This is a genomic window from Methylocystis sp. (genome assembly GCF_021731785.1).
Classification (GTDB): Bacteria; Pseudomonadota; Alphaproteobacteria; order Rhizobiales; family Beijerinckiaceae; genus Methylocystis.
The window spans coordinates 1-18,027 of the sequence record NZ_JAKFWS010000040.1 but is presented as its reverse complement, the minus strand read 5'-3'; the positions used below and the strand labels follow the sequence as shown (position 1 = coordinate 18,027).

Sequence of the window (18,027 nt, the reverse complement as noted above, 5' to 3'; positions counted from 1 at the left end):
CCGTAGCCCTTGACTTCAGTCACGGTAAGGCCGTGCACGCCGATGTTGGTCAGCGCGTCGCGGACCTCATCGAGCTTGAACGGCTTGATGATCGCTGTCACGATTTTCATCTGCCAATCCTGTTGTTATCGACCTCGTTGGCGAGCGTCGCTCGCTGTTGCGGCGGCGTCTTGGTCGAGGCTCGCGGGGAGGACGCCGCCGCGTCGGCGACGTGGGGCTTTCAAATGGCGTGCCAGCCGCGCTGACGCCCGTCTTCGCCGACTGACCGGCGCGTGCGACCGCCGGCTTTGGCGCGCCACGGCATCTGCCGCGGTTCGGCTATGCTCTTCACCGCCCTCGGCTATGGCCTCGCCGGCGCCGGCCGCGCTCGTGCTTGCTCAGGCGCTTTTTTCAAGGCGGCGGCGGTTATTTGGCGCCTAGAAATTACGCAATTCTTTGATCGGCGCCTCAACGACAGGCAATTGCTCACGATTGCGCGGCGTCTCGCAGGCGCACCAGGCCTTCCTGGCTCACTGAGGCGACGAGTCTTCCCTCGCGCGTGAAAATCTCGCCGCGCGTCAGCGCCCGCGCGCCGCCCGCCCACGGGCTCTTTTGTGCATAGAGCAGCCATTGGTCGACGCGCAGCGCCTCGTGAATCCACAGAGCGTGATCGAGGCTGGCGACCTGAATTTTCGGATCGAAGATTGTCAGCCCGTGAACGAGCAGCGCCGTATTGAGCAGGGTCATGTCGGAGAGATAGGCGAGCAGCGCATTGTGAATGCCGGGGTCATCGGGCAGCGCGCCGCGCACGCGAAACCAGATCATTTGGCCAGCGGCGCGGCGTTCAGGAAAAAACACGTCGTCGGGGGCGACGACCCGCATGTCGAGCGCGCTTCGCCGATCAAGCCAGCTTTCAACCTGCTCAGGAAGGAAGGCGCGAAAGCGCTCGACGAGCGCATGGACGTCATCAAGGCTTTCCGGGTCCGGCGCGTCCGGCATCGGGACGGCGTGCGTGAGGCCTTGCTCGCGGCGTTGAAACGACGCCTCCATCGAAAAGATTGTTTGCCCGCGCTGAGTCGCATTGCAGCGCCGGGTCGTGAAGCTCTTGCCGTCGCGCACGCGTTCGACCGCAAAGTCGATCGGCGTCATCGGATCGCCGGCGAGGACGAAGTAGCCGTGCAGCGAATGAACGGGGCGATCCGCCGGCACGGTGCGCGTCGCCGCGACGAGCGCTTGCGCCACGGCCTGTCCGCCATACACCTGGCGGCCGGAGGAGGGCGGACTATAGCCGCGGAATAGGTCTGGCGCGACCGCTTCGAGATCGAGAAGCGCCAGAAGCCTGGAAGGCGCGGTTTCGTCCATTGCGGACGAATCGATCAATCGATCTGGCGCGCTTCTTCTGGCAGCATGATCGGAATGCCGTCCCGGATCGGATAGGCGAGCCGCGCCGAGCGCGATATCAGCTCCTGTCGCGCGCTGTCATATTCCAGCGTGGTCTTGGTCAGCGGACAGACGAGGATTTCGAGCAGGCGCGGATCGATCCGCGTCGGTTCGGCCGCGGATTCGAACCTATCGACGCTGGAATCGCGTTCGTCAGTCATGGCGTTCAATTTCCTTCAATGCCATTGCGGCCGGTCGCCGTTGCGTTGCGCGAGATCGAGTTTGGCGAGCGCGACGAGCGTTTCCGCACGCGTCTTCAAATCAATAGCTTCGACCAGCGCCTGCTTGTCGTTCGCGCCGAACGGACTCATCATCGCCAGCGCATTGACGAGCGTCTCGGTCGGCGCCGCGTCTATGCTCGCCCAGTCGACTTCAAGTTTCGAACATTCGGCGAAGTTGCGCAACATCGACACCATGCTTTCGCGGTCGACCGCGTCGGCGCCGGCGCCGGTCGTCAGATCCTCCGAGAATTCGTCATAGCTGACTCGACACTGCCGGTACGGGGTCCGTACCGCAAGCTCCTTGAGGACGCGAAATCGCACAACGCCGGTGAGGGTGATGAGATAGCGGCCGTCGCCGGTCTCGGCGAGACGCGTGAGGCGTCCGGCGCAGCCGATGTCATAGAGCTGCGTCGCTTCGGCGGCCGTCTCTTCGCCCGGCAACGGCTGGATCATGCCGATCAAGCGAGCGCCGGCGATTGTATCGTCGATCATCGCGAGATAGCGAGGCTCGAAAACATTGAGCGGCAGTTCGCCGCGCGGCAGCAATATGGCGCCCGAAAGCGGAAAGAGCGGCAGAATCCCAGGCAATTCGCCGACGTACGCATAGGGACGGTTCAGGCTCATCGTGGCGAACGCCTCCTATGAATAGAGCAGTGTGGACAGCCGCCGACGCGCGGTCACGGCAGCCTTGTCCATCGGATCCCACGCCTCGAAAAACTGAATGAGCTGCTTTCTTGCCCCATCGTCATTCCAACTACGGTCGCGTCGGATGATTTCAAGCAGCGCATTCGCCGCTTCGTCGCGCTGACCTTTGGCGTTGAGCGCGAGCGCGAGATCGAAATAGGCCTGGAGATCGTTGGGATCGAAAGTGATGCGGTTTCTTAGATCGTCGATTTCGCCGAGATCCTGAGCCTGCTCGGCGTTCTGAAGCGCCGCCGCGGCCGCTGCGACTTCGCTGTCGCGCCGCGCAGTCTCGGGGAATGCGTCGAGGAGCGCGCGCGCGTCATCGAAACGCGCTGAATCGGTGTAGAGACGGAGCAGCGCCGCGGCGGCCTTGACGTTGGGCGGCTCGCCGCCGGCCAGTTCGCCAAGCAGCGATTCCGCGCCCGCGAGATCGCCGTCCGCGATCATCGCCTGCGCCTCTTCCAGGGCGTCGCCCTCAATCTCGATTGGACCGACAAGCCGCTCCAGAAATCCCTTGATCTGACTTTCCGGCAGCGCGCCGACGAAGCCGTCGACGGGCCGCCCGCGCTGAAAGGCGACGACCGCGGGGACCGACTTGACGCCGAGTTGGTCGGCGATCAGCGGATCGGCGTCGATATTCATTTTGACGAGGGCTATCTTGCCGCCAGTCGCGGCGACCAGGCGCTCGATGACCGGCGCAAGCTGGCGGCAAGGTCCACACCACGGCGCCCAGAAATCCACGAGCACGATCTGCCGCATCGAAGCGTCGAGAACATCGGCGCGGAACCGCTCCGTCGTCGTTTCGATCGGCGTCGTCGGCGCTCCAACCATTCTCGCCGTCTCAACCATGCGCATCTCCCCTCGCGTCACGAACATTGAATTTAGAGCCGGCGTCGCTTCGCGGCCGCCTCGATCAACCTGCATTTGGACGAAATCGCCCAAATCCAGATAACGTGATCGAGCTCAAAAGTTTAGACTGCGCTTTGCACGAAAAACCGGCTTCCACTTTTTCGCGGGCCGCGCTCTAGCGCGGGGTTCGGACGAAGGTCAGATAGACCGGATTGCGGCCCTCGGCCATGGCTTTGGCTTCATATTTGGTGCGCGTCCAGCCTGGCCAGGGCGCCAGCCAGTCTTCGGCGCGCCGCGCCCGCCATGCGAAGGCCGGGTGGGCGCGCGCCCGCGCCAGGGTCCAGGCGGCGTAATCGTCGATATCCGTTGCAAAGCGCAGTTCGGCGCCCGTATGCATCACGCGCGCCAGACGGTCGAGATTATCGCGCGCAATGAACCGCCTCTTGCGATGGCGCCGCTTCGGCCAGGGGTCGGGGTAGAAAAGATATACGCGCGCCAGGCTGTCGTCCGGCAGCCAGTCGAGCACGTCGGCGGCGTCGCCCTGATGAAGCCGCACGTTCGTCAGGCCGCGCTCTTCAATACGGGCGAGAAGCTTCGCGACGCCGTTGAGAAAGGGTTCGCAGCCGATGAATTCTATTTGGGGATTTTCGGTTGCGACGGCGATCAAATGCTCGCCGCCGCCAAATCCGATCTCAAGATGTGTTTCTCTTTTAAAGGACGGCGGCGGCTTCGATAGGTCGAGCGACAGACGCGGCAAAAGCTCAGCGACCAGGGCGGCCTGATGCTTACGGAGCGTCTTGCCCTTCGAGCGACCGAAGAGGCGCGCATGAGGCCGCGATTGCTGAGAGGTCTCGCTCATTAGCGCTGACCGGTCGCGCGCATTGGACGTCCCGCAGCACGTTTTTCTCCGCGCCGCGCGTTCAAATCGCGTTGCAGCCAAATTTACGCGAAATGCGATTTCAGCTGGTCGACGAGATCGGTCTTTTCCCAAGAGAAGCCACCGTCCGCGTCAGGCGCGCGGCCGAAATGGCCGTAGGCGGAGGTGCGGGCGTAGATCGGCCGGTTGAGCAAAAGATGCTCGCGAATGCCACGCGGCGAGAGGCGCACGAGCTGAGGCAGCAGCTCTTCCACCTTCTCCTCGCAAACATGGCCGGTGCCGTGCAGATCGACATAGATCGAGAGCGGTTCGGCGACGCCGATCGCATAGGAAAGCTGCAGCGTGCAGCGTTCGGCGAGCCCGGCCGCGACGATGTTCTTGGCGAGATAGCGGGCGGCGTAAGCGGCCGAACGATCCACCTTGGTCGGATCCTTGCCGGAGAACGCCCCGCCGCCGTGCGGCGCCGCGCCGCCATAGGTGTCGACGATGATTTTGCGGCCCGTGAGGCCGGCGTCGCCGTCGGGGCCGCCGATGTAGAATTTGCCCGTCGGATTGACGTGCCAGACGGTCGTGTTGGTGATCCATCCGTCCGGCAGCGCCGCACGGATATAGGGTTCGGCGATGCTGCGAATGTCGGCGGGAGACAGGCTCTCGTCGACATGCTGATGCGACAGGACGATCTGCGTCGCCTCGACCGGCTTGCCGTCGGCGTAGCGAACGGTCACCTGGCTCTTGGCGTCGGGGCCCAGACCCTTTTCCTTGCCGCTGTGGCGCGCCTTCGCAAGATCCTCCAGAATCTTATGCGAATAATACAGCGGCGCCGGCATCAGCTCGGGCGTTTCGCGCACCGCGTAGCCGAACATGATGCCCTGGTCGCCGGCGCCCTCGTCCTTGTTCCCGGCGGCGTCGACGCCTTGCGCGATATCAACGGACTGCTCGTGCAGGAGCACTTCGACATTGGCGGTGTTCCAGTGGAAGCCCCGCTGCTCGTAGCCGATGTCGCGGATGGCGTTGCGCGCGATTTCGATGATGCGATCGAAGGAAATATGCGGTCCGCGGACTTCTCCGGCGATGACGACGCGGTTCGTCGTCGCCAGAGTTTCGGCCGCGACGCGAATGGCGTAAGGATCGATGCCCGCCTTGGGACCTTCACGGAAAAACTCGTCAACGATTTCGTCCGAGATGCGGTCGCACACCTTGTCGGGGTGGCCTTCGGAAACGGATTCGCTCGTGAAAAGATAATTCTTCCGGGTCACTTCCATATCTCCGATGGCTTCGAGGAAGAGTGGAATAGCTGCTCTAGAGCGCGGCTGGCGCAAAAATGGAGCCCGGTTTTTCGCATGGAGCGCGCTCTAAACTTATGAGATCCATTACGTTATCCGCATCTGGGCGATTCCGCCCAAAGGCAGCAGGCGGGTTCATCTGCCAGCGCCCGTTCGGTGCGTCAAGCCGAAAAGCCCCAATCGTTCGTTTTGGAGAACGACATTTTTACTCCCCCGTCCGTTCCGACTGTTCTGCGAGCGTCGTTACGAGATCGAGCACGCGTTTACGCACTTTGGGATCGCGGATGCGGGCGAAGGCGCGATTGAGGTGCAGGCCCTCCGTCGTCGACAGAAAATCAACGACATATTGCGACGACGACTCCTCGGCAAATCCCGTGGACGGCGTAGACGCCCCGCCGGCCGGCGCGCCTTCGAAGAAAAAGGACGGCGGGACTTTCAAAGTCTTCGAAATCTGTTGCAGACGACTTGCGCCAATACGGTTGGCGCCTTTCTCGTATTTCTGCACTTGCTGAAAAGTGATTCCGAGCGCCTCTCCAAGCTTCTCCTGACTCATTTTCATGAGAATACGCTGCATGCGCACGCGGCTGCCGACGTGACGATCGATCGGATCTGGCGCCTTCTTCAACTCGACCGCCTCCCGTTCGCTTGTAGCCGAATCCTTGCGCCGCGCGCAAGCTACATTTCAAGCATGTCAATGAAATTCAATAAACATTTGCGATAAGCGCTGTCGCGCAAAGTTCTTTTTGGCGCCTGCCGGCCGTCGAATTGCCGGCCCGGCCGGGACGGGCGCTGGCCCGCGCGCGTCCACAAGCGAGTCCTGACTGGCGAAGCCGGCTAGCGACGGACGACTCCGATGGCGGCCAACGCAGTCGTCAGGGCGAGCAGCGCCGCAAACGCCAAAGCGCCATGGGCGGCAAAGACGGTCGGCGACGCTTCTCTAGGCAGACGCCCGTCGACCACGCCTTCCTCCCCGAGCGGCAGCGACTGAAGGATGCGGCCATAAGCGTCGATGATCGCCGACACGCCGGTATTGGCGACGCGGATCATCGGCAGGCCTTCTTCGATCGCGCGCAGGCGCGCCTGGGCGAGATGCTGGTAAGGGCCGGTCGTGCGTCCAAACCACCCGTCGTTGGTGACGTTGAGGAACAGCCGCGGTCGTTCGGCGTCGCGCTGGATCGTCTCGCCCGGAAAAATCGCCTCATAACAGATGAGCGGCGCAATTGGCGGCAGCCCGGGCGCGGCGAGAAGGCGCGGACCCGCGCCGCGGTCCCATATGCCCGGAACGAGGTGATTGACTCCAAGCGGGCGCAGCAGCGCCTCCAGCGGCAGATATTCTCCGAAGGGGACGAGATGAACCTTGTCATAAAAGGCGACGATCGACTCGCCCTTCAACGCCTCGACGGAATTGAAAATCTTGCCGCGCCGTCCGTCGCCATCGCCTTCGGCTCTCGCCGCGCCGGTCAGCAAAACGCCGCCCTTGAGCGCGCGGGAGATCGCGGCCAGCGCTTCCGGGTGGTTGGAGATGATGTAGGGAAACGCCGATTCCGGCCAGACGAGATGGGTGACCTCGGCGAGGCCAGAAGGCCGCTCGTTTGTCGCGCGTTCCGAGAGCGCGAGATAGTGGCGCAGGATTTTCGCGCCGTTCTCGGGCCGAAATTTCGCATCCTGAGCGAGATTGGGCTGCATCAGCCGCAACGCGACGCCGTCGACATATTCAGTTGGATTGGCGCCGAGTCGGAAGGCGCCATAGGTGAGCAACAGCGCGGCAAGCGCCGCCGCGGCGAGCATCGACCCGCCGAAGCGGCGGGCGCTGTAAGGCGCGCGATCGATTAGCGTCGCGGGCGCCGCGAACATCACGATCGCGATGATGTCGAGCCCATAGAGGCCGACGAGAGAGGCCGCCTGCGCCAACGGCCCGGCGCCGGCGAGCGCCATGCCGAAATCGTTCCAAGGGAAACCCGTGAACAGATGACCCCGCAGCCATTCGGCCGCGCCGAGTCCCGCCGCGAGCGCGAAGACGCGCGCGCCGCCAGGCGACCACAACAGGCGCGCCACGGCGAAACCCGCGGCGGGAAAAAGCGCGAGAACCGCCGGCAACCCGAATACGGCGAGCGGCAGCGCCCAGGCGAATTGGTCGGCCTCCACAAGCATTGCGGCGCCCATCCACCAGAGGCCCGCCACGAAATAGCCGAAGCCCAGCCACCAGCCGGCGCCGGCAGCCGAGAGAATCGGGGCGAGGGCGAAGCGCGGCGAATCTTCGCCGTCCGTCGCGCCGTCGATCAGCCAGACGGCGACGGTTAGCGGGACGAACATGGCCGGGATGAAATCGAAAGGCGCGAGAGCGAGAGCGCCCGCCGCGCCGGCGCAGAAGGCGATCGCGCGGCGCGTCCAGCCGCGGGCAAGGACAATACGTTGCGGAAACGACAGCGCCGGCGCGCACGCGCCGGCGATCTCGGCAATCTGCGCCATCGAACCTCGAAGCACTGCGAATCGGCAGGCCGACTTTACAGCGATTTAGCAGACATATTGATGCGGGCCCCCAGGATGCCTCACGTCGGCCGGCGCGCGCGCACGCGCAGCTTGCCGACGCGACGCGGATCGGCCTCGACGATCTCGAATTCGTGGGACTCGACCGGCGTCGCGATAATCTCGCCGCGCATCGGGACCCGGCCGGCGAGCCACGCGACCAGACCGCCGAGCGTCGTCACCTCGGCGGGGGTATCTTCAAGTCTGAAGTCGACGCCGAGCCGCGCCGCCACTTCATCAAGATCGGCGCGACCGTCGATGATGCAATCGCCGTTCTCAAGTTCGACGAAGCCAGACTCGTCGACAACGTCATGTTCGTCTTCGATGTCGCCGACGATCATCTCCATGATGTCTTCGATGGTGACGAGGCCGTCGGTGCCGCCATATTCGTCGATGACCAGCGCCAGATGGGTGCGCGTCGCCTGCATGCGGATCAACAGATCGAGCGCCGGCATCGAGCGCGGCACGAAGAGCACGGGCTTGAGCAAATCCGCCTGCGACAGCGGCGTGTCGAAGTCGATTCTTTTCGGTTCGGCGATCGCCGCGTCGGAGCCTTCGCGCCGATCGGCGCAGCATGCGATATGATTGACGAAATCGCGGATATGGACCATCCCGCGCGGATCGTCGAGCGTATCGGCGTAAACCGGAAGGCGCGAATGGGCGGCGGTGCGAAACAGTTGCAAGGCTTCGCGCAGCGGCGCATCGAGCGAAATGGCGATGATGTCGGCGCGGGGGATCATTGCGTCGTCGACGCGCATGTCGTGCAGGCTGAGCACGTTTTTCAGCAGCGCGCGTTCATGTGGCGTCACATCGCCCGCCGATTCCTCAAGCCTGTCTTCGATGTCCTCGCGCACCGAGGCCGGCGCAAGACCAAGCAGCCCGCGCAGCCTGTCGACGAGGCTCAGGCGTGGTCCATCGCCAGCGCGTCTTAAGGGAATCGGATCGTCGGCGTTATCGTATCGCGTCGACATGCGCTTTATTCAATTCGCTCCGCCGGCCGGCCCGTCTGCGTCCTCCGCATAGGGGTCGGGAAATCCAAGCGCCATCGCGATCTTGCGCTCCAGCGCTTCCATCCGCTCGGCCTCGGCGGCGGTCTCGTGATCATATCCGATCAGATGCAGAAATCCATGCGCGATCATATGAGCCGCATGAGCGCGCAAGAGCTTGCCCTGCTCCTCCGCCTCTCTGGACACGGTCTCAAAGGCGACAATCACGTCGCCAAGGAGAGGCTTGTGCTCGAGCGCGCCAGGGGTCGGAAAAGACAGGACATTCGTCGGCTGGTCCTTGCCGCGCCACTCGACGTTGAGTTCGCGGATTGCTTCATCGTCGCAGAATGTGACGCTGACTTCGCACTTCAATGCAAGGGCGGCGCCGCTCGCCGCGAGACTCTGACGGACGCATGTTATGGCCAAATCTTCCAGATCGGTGACCCGCCGCCATGCGGGCGCCGCAACATTAACCTCGATTTCCATGGTCAGACGTTCCCGCGCGGCTGCTTGCTGGCGCGCGCGGCGCGCTCATAGGCTCCAACGATTTGCCGTACAAGATCATGACGCACGACGTCGCCTTCCGAAAACCGCACTCGGCCGACGACGTCGATATCGGCGAGCAGGGCGACCGCTTCCGAGAGGCCGGACTTTTGTCCGGGCGGCAGGTCGGTTTGCGACGGGTCGCCGGTCACGATCATGCGCGAGCCTTCGCCGAGCCGCGTAAGAAACATCTTCATCTGCATCGAGCTGGCGTTTTGCGCCTCGTCGAGCAGGATGCAGCTTCGCGTCAGCGTGCGGCCGCGCATGAAAGCGAGAGGCGCGACTTCGATAAGACCGGTTTGCATGCCGCGCTCGACCATGCGCGCATCCATGAAATCATGGAGCGCGTCGTAGATCGGGCGGAGGTAGGGGTCGACCTTGTCGCGCATGTCGCCGGGCAAAAAGCCGAGACGTTCGCCGGCCTCCACCGCAGGACGCGACAAAATCAGCCGCTCGACCGCGCCTTGCTCCATCAGCTGAACGGCGTGGCCGACCGCGAGCCAGGTCTTGCCTGTGCCCGCGGGACCTTCCGCAAAGACCAGTTCATAGCGCTTGAGGGCGCGCAAATACTGATCCTGCGCGGCGTTGCGCGCCCGGACCGACCCGCGCTTGCGAGTCAGGACTTGTTCAAAAGCGCCACGCGCCGTCTCGGAATCGGGAAACAGGCTGCGCTGGCGCGCCGTCTCTTCGATGGCGCCGTCGACGTCGCCAAGCGTGATCGTCTGACCCAGAGCGACGCGCTCATAGAGCGCCTCGAGCACCCGACGCGCATGTTCGCAAGCCTCGGCCTTGCCTTTGAGCGTGACGTGGTTGCCATTGGCGAAGGAGGCGACGCGCAAGCGTCGTTCGATCCTGGCGAGATTTTGGTCGTAAAGTCCAAAAACGAGCGAAGCGTGACGGTTGTTTTCAAAGGCGAGCGTGATTTCAGCTTCGGGCTCAGTCGCCTCCGGTCCCCGTGCGGAAAGCAACGGGTCGTCGATTGTCGTCAAGCCTTCGCCTCCTCGCTCACCAGCCGCGCCCTTAAGGAATTCGAGCCCGCCGCGACGATTTCCACTTGGACCTCGCGACCGATATGCGTCTTCGAACCCTCAGCGTGCACAGCCTGCATATAGGGAGTCTTCCCACCGATTTGCCCCTCATGCCGACCGGGCTTTTCAAAGAGCACGTCGACCTTCCGGCCGACCGTCGCGGCGTTAAACGCTTGTCGCTGCTCTTCCAGCAGGGCCTGCAACATGGCGAGGCGTTCGCTCTTTATATGTTCCTCGATCTGATCATCGCGATCGGCGGCCGGCGTTCCCGGCCGCGGCGAATATTTGAACGAGAAGCTCGACGCGAAACCCACAGCGCGCGCGAGCGCCATCGTCGCCTCGAAATCGGTGTCGCTTTCGCCGGGGAAGCCGACGATGAAGTCCGACGACATGGCGATGTCCGGGCGCGCCTTTCGCAGTCGCTCGACGATGGAGAGATATGCGTCTGCGCCGTGCTTGCGGTTCATCGCTTTCAAAATGCGGTCCGACCCCGACTGAACCGGTAGATGCACATAGGGCATGAGCTTTGAAATCGCGCCGTGGGCGTCAATCAACTCCTGCGCCATGTCGACCGGATGACTTGTCGTGTAGCGCAGACGCGTCAGCCCCTCGATTTGCGCCAGCCGATCGAGAAGCTGCGCGAGGCTTGCCTCTTCGCCGTCTCGGTCCGGGCCGCGATAGGCGTTGACGTTCTGGCCGATCAGCGTGATCTCGCAAACGCCGGCGTCGACGAGGCGTTCCGTTTCCGCCACGATTTCGGCGACGGGACGCGACGCTTCGGCGCCTCGGGTGTAGGGCACAACGCAGAACGAGCAGAATTTGTCGCAGCCCTCCTGCACGGTGACGAAGGCTGAAACGCCGCGTGCGCGAATTTGCGCCTCATTCGGCGCGGGCAGGGTGCGAAACTTGTCCTCGACGGCGAAATCAGTATCGGCGACACGCGCGCCGTTTCTGGCTTGGCGCAGCAGTTCCGGCAGGCGGTGATAGCTCTGCGGGCCGACGACGAGATCGACGGCGCGCTGGCGCTTCAGCACCTCTTCGCCCTCGGCCTGCGCGACGCAGCCGGCGACGACGATTTTCATGTCGCGGCCTTGAGCGTTCAGCGCACGTTTGGCGATCGCAAGCTTGCCGAGTTCGGAATAGATTTTTTCCGCTGCCTTTTCGCGAATATGGCAGGTGTTGAGGATGACGAGATCGGCGTCTTCTTCGCTGTTGGTCTCGGCGTAGCCTTCGCGGCCAACCAAATCCGCCATGCGCGTCGCGTCATAGACGTTCATCTGGCAGCCGTAAGACTTGACCAGAATTTTGAGCGTTGGCGCCTCGAATCGCTGAGGCTTGGTTCGCGTCTCAATCAGCTCTTTGACGTCGGTGACTATTTTTCCGCTCCTTCACGCGCCGCGACGACTCGGGGGCGTCAGGCGAGTACGCGCAGTATACGACATTTTTCGCGCGCTCGCGTCGCAAGAAATGCGGCGGCTCATTATTTCCAAATCAATTGAGCGATCAGGTCTTCCCATCGAACGCTTTATGGCGACCCCGGCAGGCTCGCGCGTCGCCCGCAAACAGCCGTTCAATCTCGACCGCGCCCATGCGGTCGAAATCTTCCGGAATCAGGCCTTCTCCGATCATGAAGCCAAGACGTTTTATCTGGGGCGAAGGGAGAGTTTCAGCCGGCGCGGCCTTTCCAGCATGTTTTTTGCACATCGGATACTTTCGATCAGATCTCCAGCCGAAGATTGGTCGCTGCGCGGCGTTCGCCACTGGCGCGCTGATAATAATTCTCGCGTCGCCCAATCTCCTTGAAGCCTTCCCGGCCGTATAGCTTCAGCGCGGCTTCGTTGTCGTCCGCCACCTCCAGAAAAACCAGCCGGGCGCCGCCGCGCTCGAGATTCTCCAGATGTTTTTCGAGGATGCGTCGCCCCAATCCGGCGCCGCGGCGCGCGGGGTCGACAGCGAAAGTGAGAATTTCGGCGTCAGGCGGCGTCAACCGCGACAGGATGAAGCCCCCAAGCTCGCCTCTGCGGTTCTCGGCGACGGCGCCGTCGGCGACGATATGCGCGTCGGCCAGATAATTCTCGAAGTCGATTTTCGACCAGCCAAAGGCGAAAGACGCGCCGTGCAGGCGTTCGCATTCTTCGGCCCGCTCAGCGCCGATCGGTTCGATGACGAATGTCGGCTTGGCGAAGAAGGACGAGAGCAGCGTCATGGCGCAAATTCACGCCTGCGTCGCGGCGGCGACGCAGTCGCCCGCCGCGCCATGCTGCTCGACCTCGGCGTCTTGCTGCAGCAAGTCTGGCCCCGAGCCCGGCGCGGTGACGTCAGGCTCTTTAAGATAAAGCGGGCGTGCGGGCGCAGTTTCCGGCTGCGCGGCGAGGCCCAGACGGGCGACGAGCGCAATGTCGGGGGCGGACTGCTCGCTGGCGATTTCGACGGGAAGGCCGCGGGCCCGCGCCTCTTTGGCAAGAAGCGGCGCGCCGGAGCCGACGAGCAGCAGCGGGCCGGCCCCAAGCGCGCGAAGCGCTTCAAGCGCCTTCATCCGGCGCGGTTTGAGCAACGGGCGTCCGCCAGGACCGAAGGCCGCGATGTAGACCTTGCCGTGTCGCGCATCGATCGCCGCTGCGACGACGCCGTCAAAAGCATCGAGAATGAGCGGCGCCGCAAGCGCGGCGAGCGTCGAGACGCCGACGATCTCCGTCTTGCAGGCGAGCGCAATGGCCTGGCCGGCGGCGAGGCCGATGCGAATGCCGGTGAACGAGCCTGGTCCCACCGTCACGGCGACCCGATCGAGCGAGCCGAAGCCGCCCTCGACCTTGCCCATCACGCGCCTGATCAGCGGCAGCAGCGCCTCAGCGTGGCCGCGCTCCATCTCTATCGACTCGGCGGCGATCGGCGCCGCCGCGTCCTGGTCCAGCACGCAGGCCGAGACGGCTGGCAGAGCGGTGTCGATCGCAAGGATTCGCATGATTCGTTGATTATGACGCTTTTCGAGGCGCGATCAATGTAGCCTCCGAACGCGTCAGGAATACGCCGTCACGCTAAGCCGGCTCGACCGCCTTCACTTGCGGCAGGAAATGCTTGAGCAAGTTCTCGATTCCGTTCCGCAAGGTCGCCGTCGACGACGGGCATCCCGAGCATGCCCCCTTCATCGCCAGATAGACGACGCCGTCCCTGAAGCCACGAAAGACAATGTCGCCGCCGTCGCCGGCGACCGCCGGGCGCACGCGCGTCTCGATCAGCTCTTTGATCGTGGCGACCGTTTCCGCGTCGGCGGAGTCATAGAACTCGCCGTCGGATTGCGCCGGCGCCGCGCCTTCGGTCAGGAGCGGCGCGCCGGAGGCGAAATGCTCCATGATGGCGCCAAGAATGACCGGCTTCAGATGCGGCCAGTCGGCGCCGTTCTTCGTCACCGAGACGAAGTCTGCGCCATACATCACCGCTTCGACGCCCTCGATCGACAGCAGCGCCTGAGCGAGCGGCGCATGAGCGGCGTCGCCCTGTGAGCGGAACTCCATCGCGCCCTGGCCGAGCACGTCCTGGCCGGGCAGAAACTTGAGCGTCGCGGGATTGGGGGTTGCTTCAGTCTGGATGAACATTTTGAGACTCCTGCGTCCGGTTCAAGGCCGGCGGGAAGTGCGCCAATATCACAAATTGGCCGTTCTTTGACATCGTCGACATTACTTAAGCGCTTCGCCGCAGTCTTGCGAGACTCTTCGGCGCGCAAGCCAGCGCCTGAGGGCGACAACGGCCCACACCGCCTCGACGACGCCGAAAGGCCAGGCGCCTTGAAGAAACCCGTAGACTGAACCCAGAGCGCAGGCGATCGCGAAGCACAAAACCAACCAGTGGCTGCGTTCCTCCAGCGCATATGCCAGCAGCATCGCGCTCACGGCGAAGAGCCCGAACCATGTCAGCGCATCCATTTGCCAATCTCTTTGGGCGCGTTCTTGCATTTGCCATGCCCGAGCGAATCCAGCACTGTCAATCGATGGACGAATCCGCGCTTATCGACGCCAACGCCGCATATTACCGCGCCTTCGCGGCACGCGACCTTGGCGCGATGAGCGATCTTTGGGCGGCGGAGGGCGTCTCCTGCGTCCATCCCGGCTGGCCGGTGATCGTCGGGCGCTCTCAGGTGCTAGCCTCCTACCGCGATATTTTTGGCAATCCAGGCCAGGAAGCGGTTTCGGCGCATGATCCGCACACGCTCATCGAGGGCGGCGACGGCCGGGTGTTTTGCATTGAAGAGGTCGGCGGCGGCCTGTTGCTCGCGACCAACTGGTTTCGCTGGAGCACGGAGCGTTGGCGGCTCGTGCATCATCAGGCGAGCCCGCTCGCTCCGCCGCCGTCGGCAAGGCGGGAAGCCAAACAGTCGTTTCATTAGACCTATGCCTGCCGTCATCGCGAAGAGACGCTGCCGACGAAGCGGTCGTGACCGCTTGGATTGCGTCGCCTTCGGCTCGCAACGACGCGGGCTTACGAACCCGCTTCCTCCTTTTGCTTCTTGCGGCTCGACTTCTTCGGCTCCCGCCTTGTCCCTTCCACCAGTCGCACGACGACGCCCCATAGCGTGCGCACGTCCTGCTGGGTAAGGCCCATGCGGTGGAACATGTTGCGCAGGTTGCGCGACATCACCGGCTTCTTGGTCAGCGGACGGAAGAAGCCGCGCTTGTCGAGTTCGCCCTCTAAAAAATCGAAAAAGGCGAGCGTCATCTCGCGCGTCGCCGGCGGCGAGCGCTCTTCGACCTCGAATGGAATGGCGTCGCCATGCACGGCGCGAAACCATTCATAGCCCGTGAGCAGCACCGCCTGCGCGAGATTGAGCGACGCGTAGGCGGGATTGACCGGAAAGGTGAGGATCGCGTCGGCGAGCGCGACGTCGTCATTGTCGAGGCCGGTGCGCTCGGGGCCAAACAGCACGCCGTGCTTCTCGCCCGCGGACATGCGCGCCGCCATTGCGGGCATCGCCTGCGCCGGCGTCATCACCGGCTTCATCTGGCCGCGTCCGCGCGCCGTCGCGGCGTAGACGAAGGATAGATCCTCGATCGCCTCGCGGACGCTCTCGTAAAGTTTCGCGCTTTCGAGCAGATGCACGGCGCCGGCGGCGGCGGCATAGGCGCCCTTGCGGTAGGTGCCGGTGCGCGGCCAGCCTTCGCGCGGCGAGACAAGGCGAAGGTCGGAGAGGCCGAAGTTCGCCATGGCGCGGGCGCACATGCCGATGTTGACCGCAAGCTGCGGGCGCACGAGCACGATCGCCGGCCCTCCGGAAATAGCCGTCTTGCTGCGATCCGTTCCCGCCCCGACCAATTCGTCTCCTTGCTGTGTAGCGGCGGCAAATTAGGGCGGAACGCAGGCTTGGGGAAGAGCGCTGGCGCGCTCGCCGGCAGGCCTCTCGATTGCTACCCAAAAGCTTTGGCCGACGCTATAAGGCGCGCGGCAAGAGAGGAACGGGCGCATGCGGAAGATCAAGGTTGCAAACCCTGTCGTCGAACTCGACGGCGACGAAATGACCCGCATCATCTGGGCCGCCATCAAGGAAAAGCTCATTCGGCCCTACCTCGACGTCGATCTCCTCTATTACGATCTCTCGATCCAGAATCGCGACGCCACCAACGATCAGGTGACGATCGACGCCGCCCACGCCATCAAAAAGCATGGCGTCGGGGTGAAATGCGCGACGATTACGCCCGACGAAGCCCGCGTGAAGGAATTTCATCTCAAAGAGATGTGGAAGTCGCCGAACGGCACCATCCGCAACATCCTCGGCGGCGTCATCTTCCGCGAGCCAATCATCTGCAGAAACGTGCCGCGCTTGGTGCCTGGATGGACTCAACCGATCATCGTCGGCCGCCATGCCTTCGGCGATCAATATAAGGCGACCGACTTCAAAGTGCCCGGCAAGGGCCGTCTGACCATCAAATTCGAAGGCGTCGACGGCGACGTGATCGAGAAGGAAGTTTTCGAATTTCCCGGCTCCGGAATCGCGCTCGCGATGTATAACCTCGACGAGTCGATCAGCGAGTTTGCGCGCGCGACGTTCAACTACGGGCTCACGCGCAGATATCCAGTTTATCTGTCGACCAAGAACACGATCCTCAAAGCCTATGACGGCCGTTTCAAGGATTTGTTCCAGGAGATCTACGACGCCGAGTTCAGACCAAAGTTCGAGGCGCTCGGCCTCACTTACGAGCATCGCCTGATCGACGATATGGTCGCTTCCGCGCTCAAATGGTCCGGCGGCTACATCTGGGCGTGCAAGAATTACGACGGCGACGTGCAATCCGACACTGTGGCGCAGGGCTTCGGATCGCTCGGCCTGATGACGAGCGTGCTGATGACGCCCGACGGCAAGACGGTCGAAGCTGAAGCCGCTCATGGCACGGTGACGCGCCATTATCGCGAACATCAGAAGGGGCATGAGACGTCAACCAACTCGATCGCCTCGATTTTCGCCTGGACGCGCGCGCTTGCGCATCGCGGCAAGCTCGACGGGAACGAGGACCTCGCCCGGTTCGCGCGCACGCTTGAGGAAGTGTGCGTCGCGACCGTCGAGTCGGGCTTCATGACCAAGGATCTGGCCCTGCTTGTCGGGTGCAACCAGAAATGGCTCTCGACGACGGGCTTCCTCGACAAAATCGACGAAAATCTGTGCAGAGCGATGGAGTGAACGGCGGCGCGAGGAGTGATTGTAAGTGGCGCCTGTCGCGTCTATATAGGCGTCGCCTATAGGCCAATTAAGGATTCGCGAGATGGCGGTGGATCTGGAAGAAACTTATAAGCCTTCCGAAGACGAACCCTTTATGTGCGATCGGCAGCGCGAGTATTTCCGGCGCAAACTGCTGACTTGGAAGGAAGACATTTTGCACGAAAGCCGGGAGACGCTCGCCGCGCTGCAGAATGAAAACGAAAATCATCCCGACCTTGCCGACCGCGCATCGTCCGAAACTGATCGCGCGATAGAACTGCGGGCGCGCGACCGGCAGCGCAAACTCATTGCGAAAATCGACGCGGCGCTGACGCGCCTCGACGACGGCAGTTATGGCTATTGCGAGGAGACGGGCGAACCGATCTCTCTCAAGCGCCTCGACGCGCGCCCGATCGCGACGCTGTCGATCGAGGCGCAGGAGCGGCACGAACGGCGCGAAAAGGTCTATCGGGACGACTGAGCGGAAAGTCGGTTTCGGTCGAAAAGATGAAGGGCGTCGCCGGTCGCGACGCCTTTTTTATTCTTTGTCGTCAGGGCGGCCGAGCAGCCGCGCCATCTCGGCTTCAAGAGAGTCGAGCGGATCCACCTCGGCCGCAGGCGGCGGCGGGGGCGGTGGCGCTGCAGGCCTTGGCGGCGGCGGCGCTGGCGGGGGCGCGGGAGGTCTCGCCGCGGCCGGCGGCGGAGCCGGAGGGGGCGGCGCGGCAGGTCTTGCAGCCGGCGGCGGCTCCGCCGGTCTGGGAGCACCCGCAGCTGGCGGCGGCGGCGCGGCTGGAGCCGTCGCTTCAGGCGGCGCAGCCGGCTCTTTGGGGCGCGGCGACAGCCGCTGCTGGGCGCGGGCAAGGAAAGGCGGAGTCGGGGAACGCGGAGGGATAGGTCGCGGCGGCGGGGCGGCCGGGCTCGAAATCCTC

Annotated in this window: 22 protein-coding genes; 4 read left to right on the top strand and 18 right to left on the bottom strand. The window is 63.6% G+C overall.

What is annotated here, in order from left to right; all coding sequences use genetic code 11:
- The 17 genes from QZ964_RS07950 to QZ964_RS07870 form a co-directional block, all read right to left on the bottom strand.
- Nucleotides 1-110: P-II family nitrogen regulator (locus QZ964_RS07950; RefSeq protein WP_292530807.1), on the bottom strand; the 110-nt coding region annotated here is incomplete at its 3' end.
- 355 nt (nucleotides 111-465) lie between these two features.
- A complete protein-coding gene (locus QZ964_RS07945) occupies nucleotides 466-1,341 on the bottom strand; it encodes an acyl-CoA thioesterase II (RefSeq protein WP_292530800.1) in 876 nt (291 codons plus the stop codon).
- 14 nt (nucleotides 1,342-1,355) lie between these two features.
- Nucleotides 1,356-1,580, bottom strand: coding sequence for a Trm112 family protein (locus QZ964_RS07940; protein WP_292530798.1), 225 nt, complete (start codon nucleotides 1,578-1,580; stop codon nucleotides 1,356-1,358).
- Between the two features lie 15 nt (nucleotides 1,581-1,595).
- The gene (locus tag QZ964_RS07935) at nucleotides 1,596-2,264 is read right to left on the bottom strand and encodes an LON peptidase substrate-binding domain-containing protein (RefSeq protein WP_292530795.1); all 669 of its coding nucleotides are present in this window, start codon (nucleotides 2,262-2,264) and stop codon (nucleotides 1,596-1,598) included.
- A gap of 15 nt (nucleotides 2,265-2,279) precedes the next feature.
- On the bottom strand, nucleotides 2,280-3,173 hold the full coding sequence (locus QZ964_RS07930; protein ID WP_292530793.1) for a co-chaperone YbbN: 894 nt from the start codon (nucleotides 3,171-3,173) through the stop codon (nucleotides 2,280-2,282).
- Between the two features lie 175 nt (nucleotides 3,174-3,348).
- Nucleotides 3,349-4,032 carry a tRNA (guanosine(46)-N7)-methyltransferase TrmB gene (trmB, locus tag QZ964_RS07925; RefSeq protein WP_292530790.1) on the bottom strand — a complete coding sequence of 228 codons (684 nt, stop codon included), beginning with the start codon at nucleotides 4,030-4,032 and terminating at the stop codon, nucleotides 3,349-3,351.
- Between the two features lie 83 nt (nucleotides 4,033-4,115).
- The gene (metK, locus tag QZ964_RS07920) at nucleotides 4,116-5,306 is read right to left on the bottom strand and encodes a methionine adenosyltransferase (RefSeq protein WP_292530788.1); all 1,191 of its coding nucleotides are present in this window, start codon (nucleotides 5,304-5,306) and stop codon (nucleotides 4,116-4,118) included.
- A gap of 232 nt (nucleotides 5,307-5,538) precedes the next feature.
- Entirely contained in the window at nucleotides 5,539-5,958 is a 420-nt protein-coding gene (locus QZ964_RS07915; RefSeq protein ID WP_292530786.1) for a helix-turn-helix transcriptional regulator, read from the bottom strand.
- Between the two features lie 209 nt (nucleotides 5,959-6,167).
- Nucleotides 6,168-7,802: an apolipoprotein N-acyltransferase gene (lnt, locus tag QZ964_RS07910; protein WP_292530784.1), complete on the bottom strand. Its 1,635-nt coding sequence runs from the start codon at nucleotides 7,800-7,802 to the stop codon at nucleotides 6,168-6,170.
- Nucleotides 7,803-7,882: 80 nt separating this feature from the next.
- Complete coding sequence (locus QZ964_RS07905; RefSeq protein WP_292530783.1) at nucleotides 7,883-8,830, bottom strand: hemolysin family protein; 948 nt, start codon at nucleotides 8,828-8,830, stop codon at nucleotides 7,883-7,885.
- 9 nt (nucleotides 8,831-8,839) lie between these two features.
- The gene (ybeY, locus tag QZ964_RS07900) at nucleotides 8,840-9,331 is read right to left on the bottom strand and encodes an rRNA maturation RNase YbeY (protein ID WP_292530780.1); all 492 of its coding nucleotides are present in this window, start codon (nucleotides 9,329-9,331) and stop codon (nucleotides 8,840-8,842) included.
- Nucleotides 9,332-9,333: 2 nt separating this feature from the next.
- Nucleotides 9,334-10,368 (bottom strand): PhoH family protein, encoded by a 1,035-nt coding sequence (locus QZ964_RS07895; protein WP_292530805.1) that lies wholly within the window; start codon nucleotides 10,366-10,368, stop codon nucleotides 9,334-9,336.
- Between the two features lie 5 nt (nucleotides 10,369-10,373).
- Nucleotides 10,374-11,771: a tRNA (N6-isopentenyl adenosine(37)-C2)-methylthiotransferase MiaB gene (gene miaB, locus QZ964_RS07890; protein WP_292530802.1), complete on the bottom strand. Its 1,398-nt coding sequence runs from the start codon at nucleotides 11,769-11,771 to the stop codon at nucleotides 10,374-10,376.
- A gap of 362 nt (nucleotides 11,772-12,133) precedes the next feature.
- Nucleotides 12,134-12,622, bottom strand: coding sequence for a GNAT family N-acetyltransferase (locus QZ964_RS07885; RefSeq protein ID WP_292530776.1), 489 nt, complete (start codon nucleotides 12,620-12,622; stop codon nucleotides 12,134-12,136).
- 9 nt (nucleotides 12,623-12,631) lie between these two features.
- Nucleotides 12,632-13,378, bottom strand: coding sequence for a tRNA (adenosine(37)-N6)-threonylcarbamoyltransferase complex dimerization subunit type 1 TsaB (gene tsaB / locus QZ964_RS07880; protein ID WP_292530773.1), 747 nt, complete (start codon nucleotides 13,376-13,378; stop codon nucleotides 12,632-12,634).
- Nucleotides 13,379-13,451: 73 nt separating this feature from the next.
- Nucleotides 13,452-14,009 (bottom strand): NifU family protein, encoded by a 558-nt coding sequence (locus QZ964_RS07875; protein WP_292530770.1) that lies wholly within the window; start codon nucleotides 14,007-14,009, stop codon nucleotides 13,452-13,454.
- An 81-nt stretch (nucleotides 14,010-14,090) separates the two neighbouring features.
- A complete protein-coding gene (locus QZ964_RS07870) occupies nucleotides 14,091-14,336 on the bottom strand; it encodes a hypothetical protein (RefSeq protein WP_292530768.1) in 246 nt (81 codons plus the stop codon).
- A 35-nt stretch (nucleotides 14,337-14,371) separates the two neighbouring features.
- Between QZ964_RS07870 and QZ964_RS07865 the strand changes: the two genes are divergently transcribed.
- Nucleotides 14,372-14,797 carry a nuclear transport factor 2 family protein gene (locus QZ964_RS07865; RefSeq protein WP_292530765.1) on the top strand — a complete coding sequence of 142 codons (426 nt, stop codon included), beginning with the start codon at nucleotides 14,372-14,374 and terminating at the stop codon, nucleotides 14,795-14,797.
- A 92-nt stretch (nucleotides 14,798-14,889) separates the two neighbouring features.
- Here the strand turns inward: QZ964_RS07865 and QZ964_RS07860 are convergent, their stop codons facing one another.
- Complete coding sequence (locus tag QZ964_RS07860; RefSeq protein WP_292530763.1) at nucleotides 14,890-15,720, bottom strand: RNA methyltransferase; 831 nt, start codon at nucleotides 15,718-15,720, stop codon at nucleotides 14,890-14,892.
- Between the two features lie 148 nt (nucleotides 15,721-15,868).
- On the opposite strand from QZ964_RS07860, the gene QZ964_RS07855 reads away from it, so the two are divergent.
- The 3 genes from QZ964_RS07855 to QZ964_RS07845 all read left to right on the top strand — a co-directional run bounded on the left by QZ964_RS07855 (nucleotide 15,869) and on the right by QZ964_RS07845 (nucleotide 17,992).
- Nucleotides 15,869-17,080, top strand: a complete 1,212-nt coding sequence (locus tag QZ964_RS07855; protein ID WP_292530761.1) for an NADP-dependent isocitrate dehydrogenase — start codon at nucleotides 15,869-15,871, stop codon at nucleotides 17,078-17,080.
- Between the two features lie 82 nt (nucleotides 17,081-17,162).
- A complete protein-coding gene (gene dksA / locus QZ964_RS07850) occupies nucleotides 17,163-17,579 on the top strand; it encodes an RNA polymerase-binding protein DksA (RefSeq protein WP_292530758.1) in 417 nt (138 codons plus the stop codon).
- Between the two features lie 152 nt (nucleotides 17,580-17,731).
- Complete coding sequence (locus QZ964_RS07845) at nucleotides 17,732-17,992, top strand: hypothetical protein (RefSeq protein WP_292530756.1); 261 nt, start codon at nucleotides 17,732-17,734, stop codon at nucleotides 17,990-17,992.
- Nucleotides 17,993-18,027: the final 35 nt, after the last annotated feature.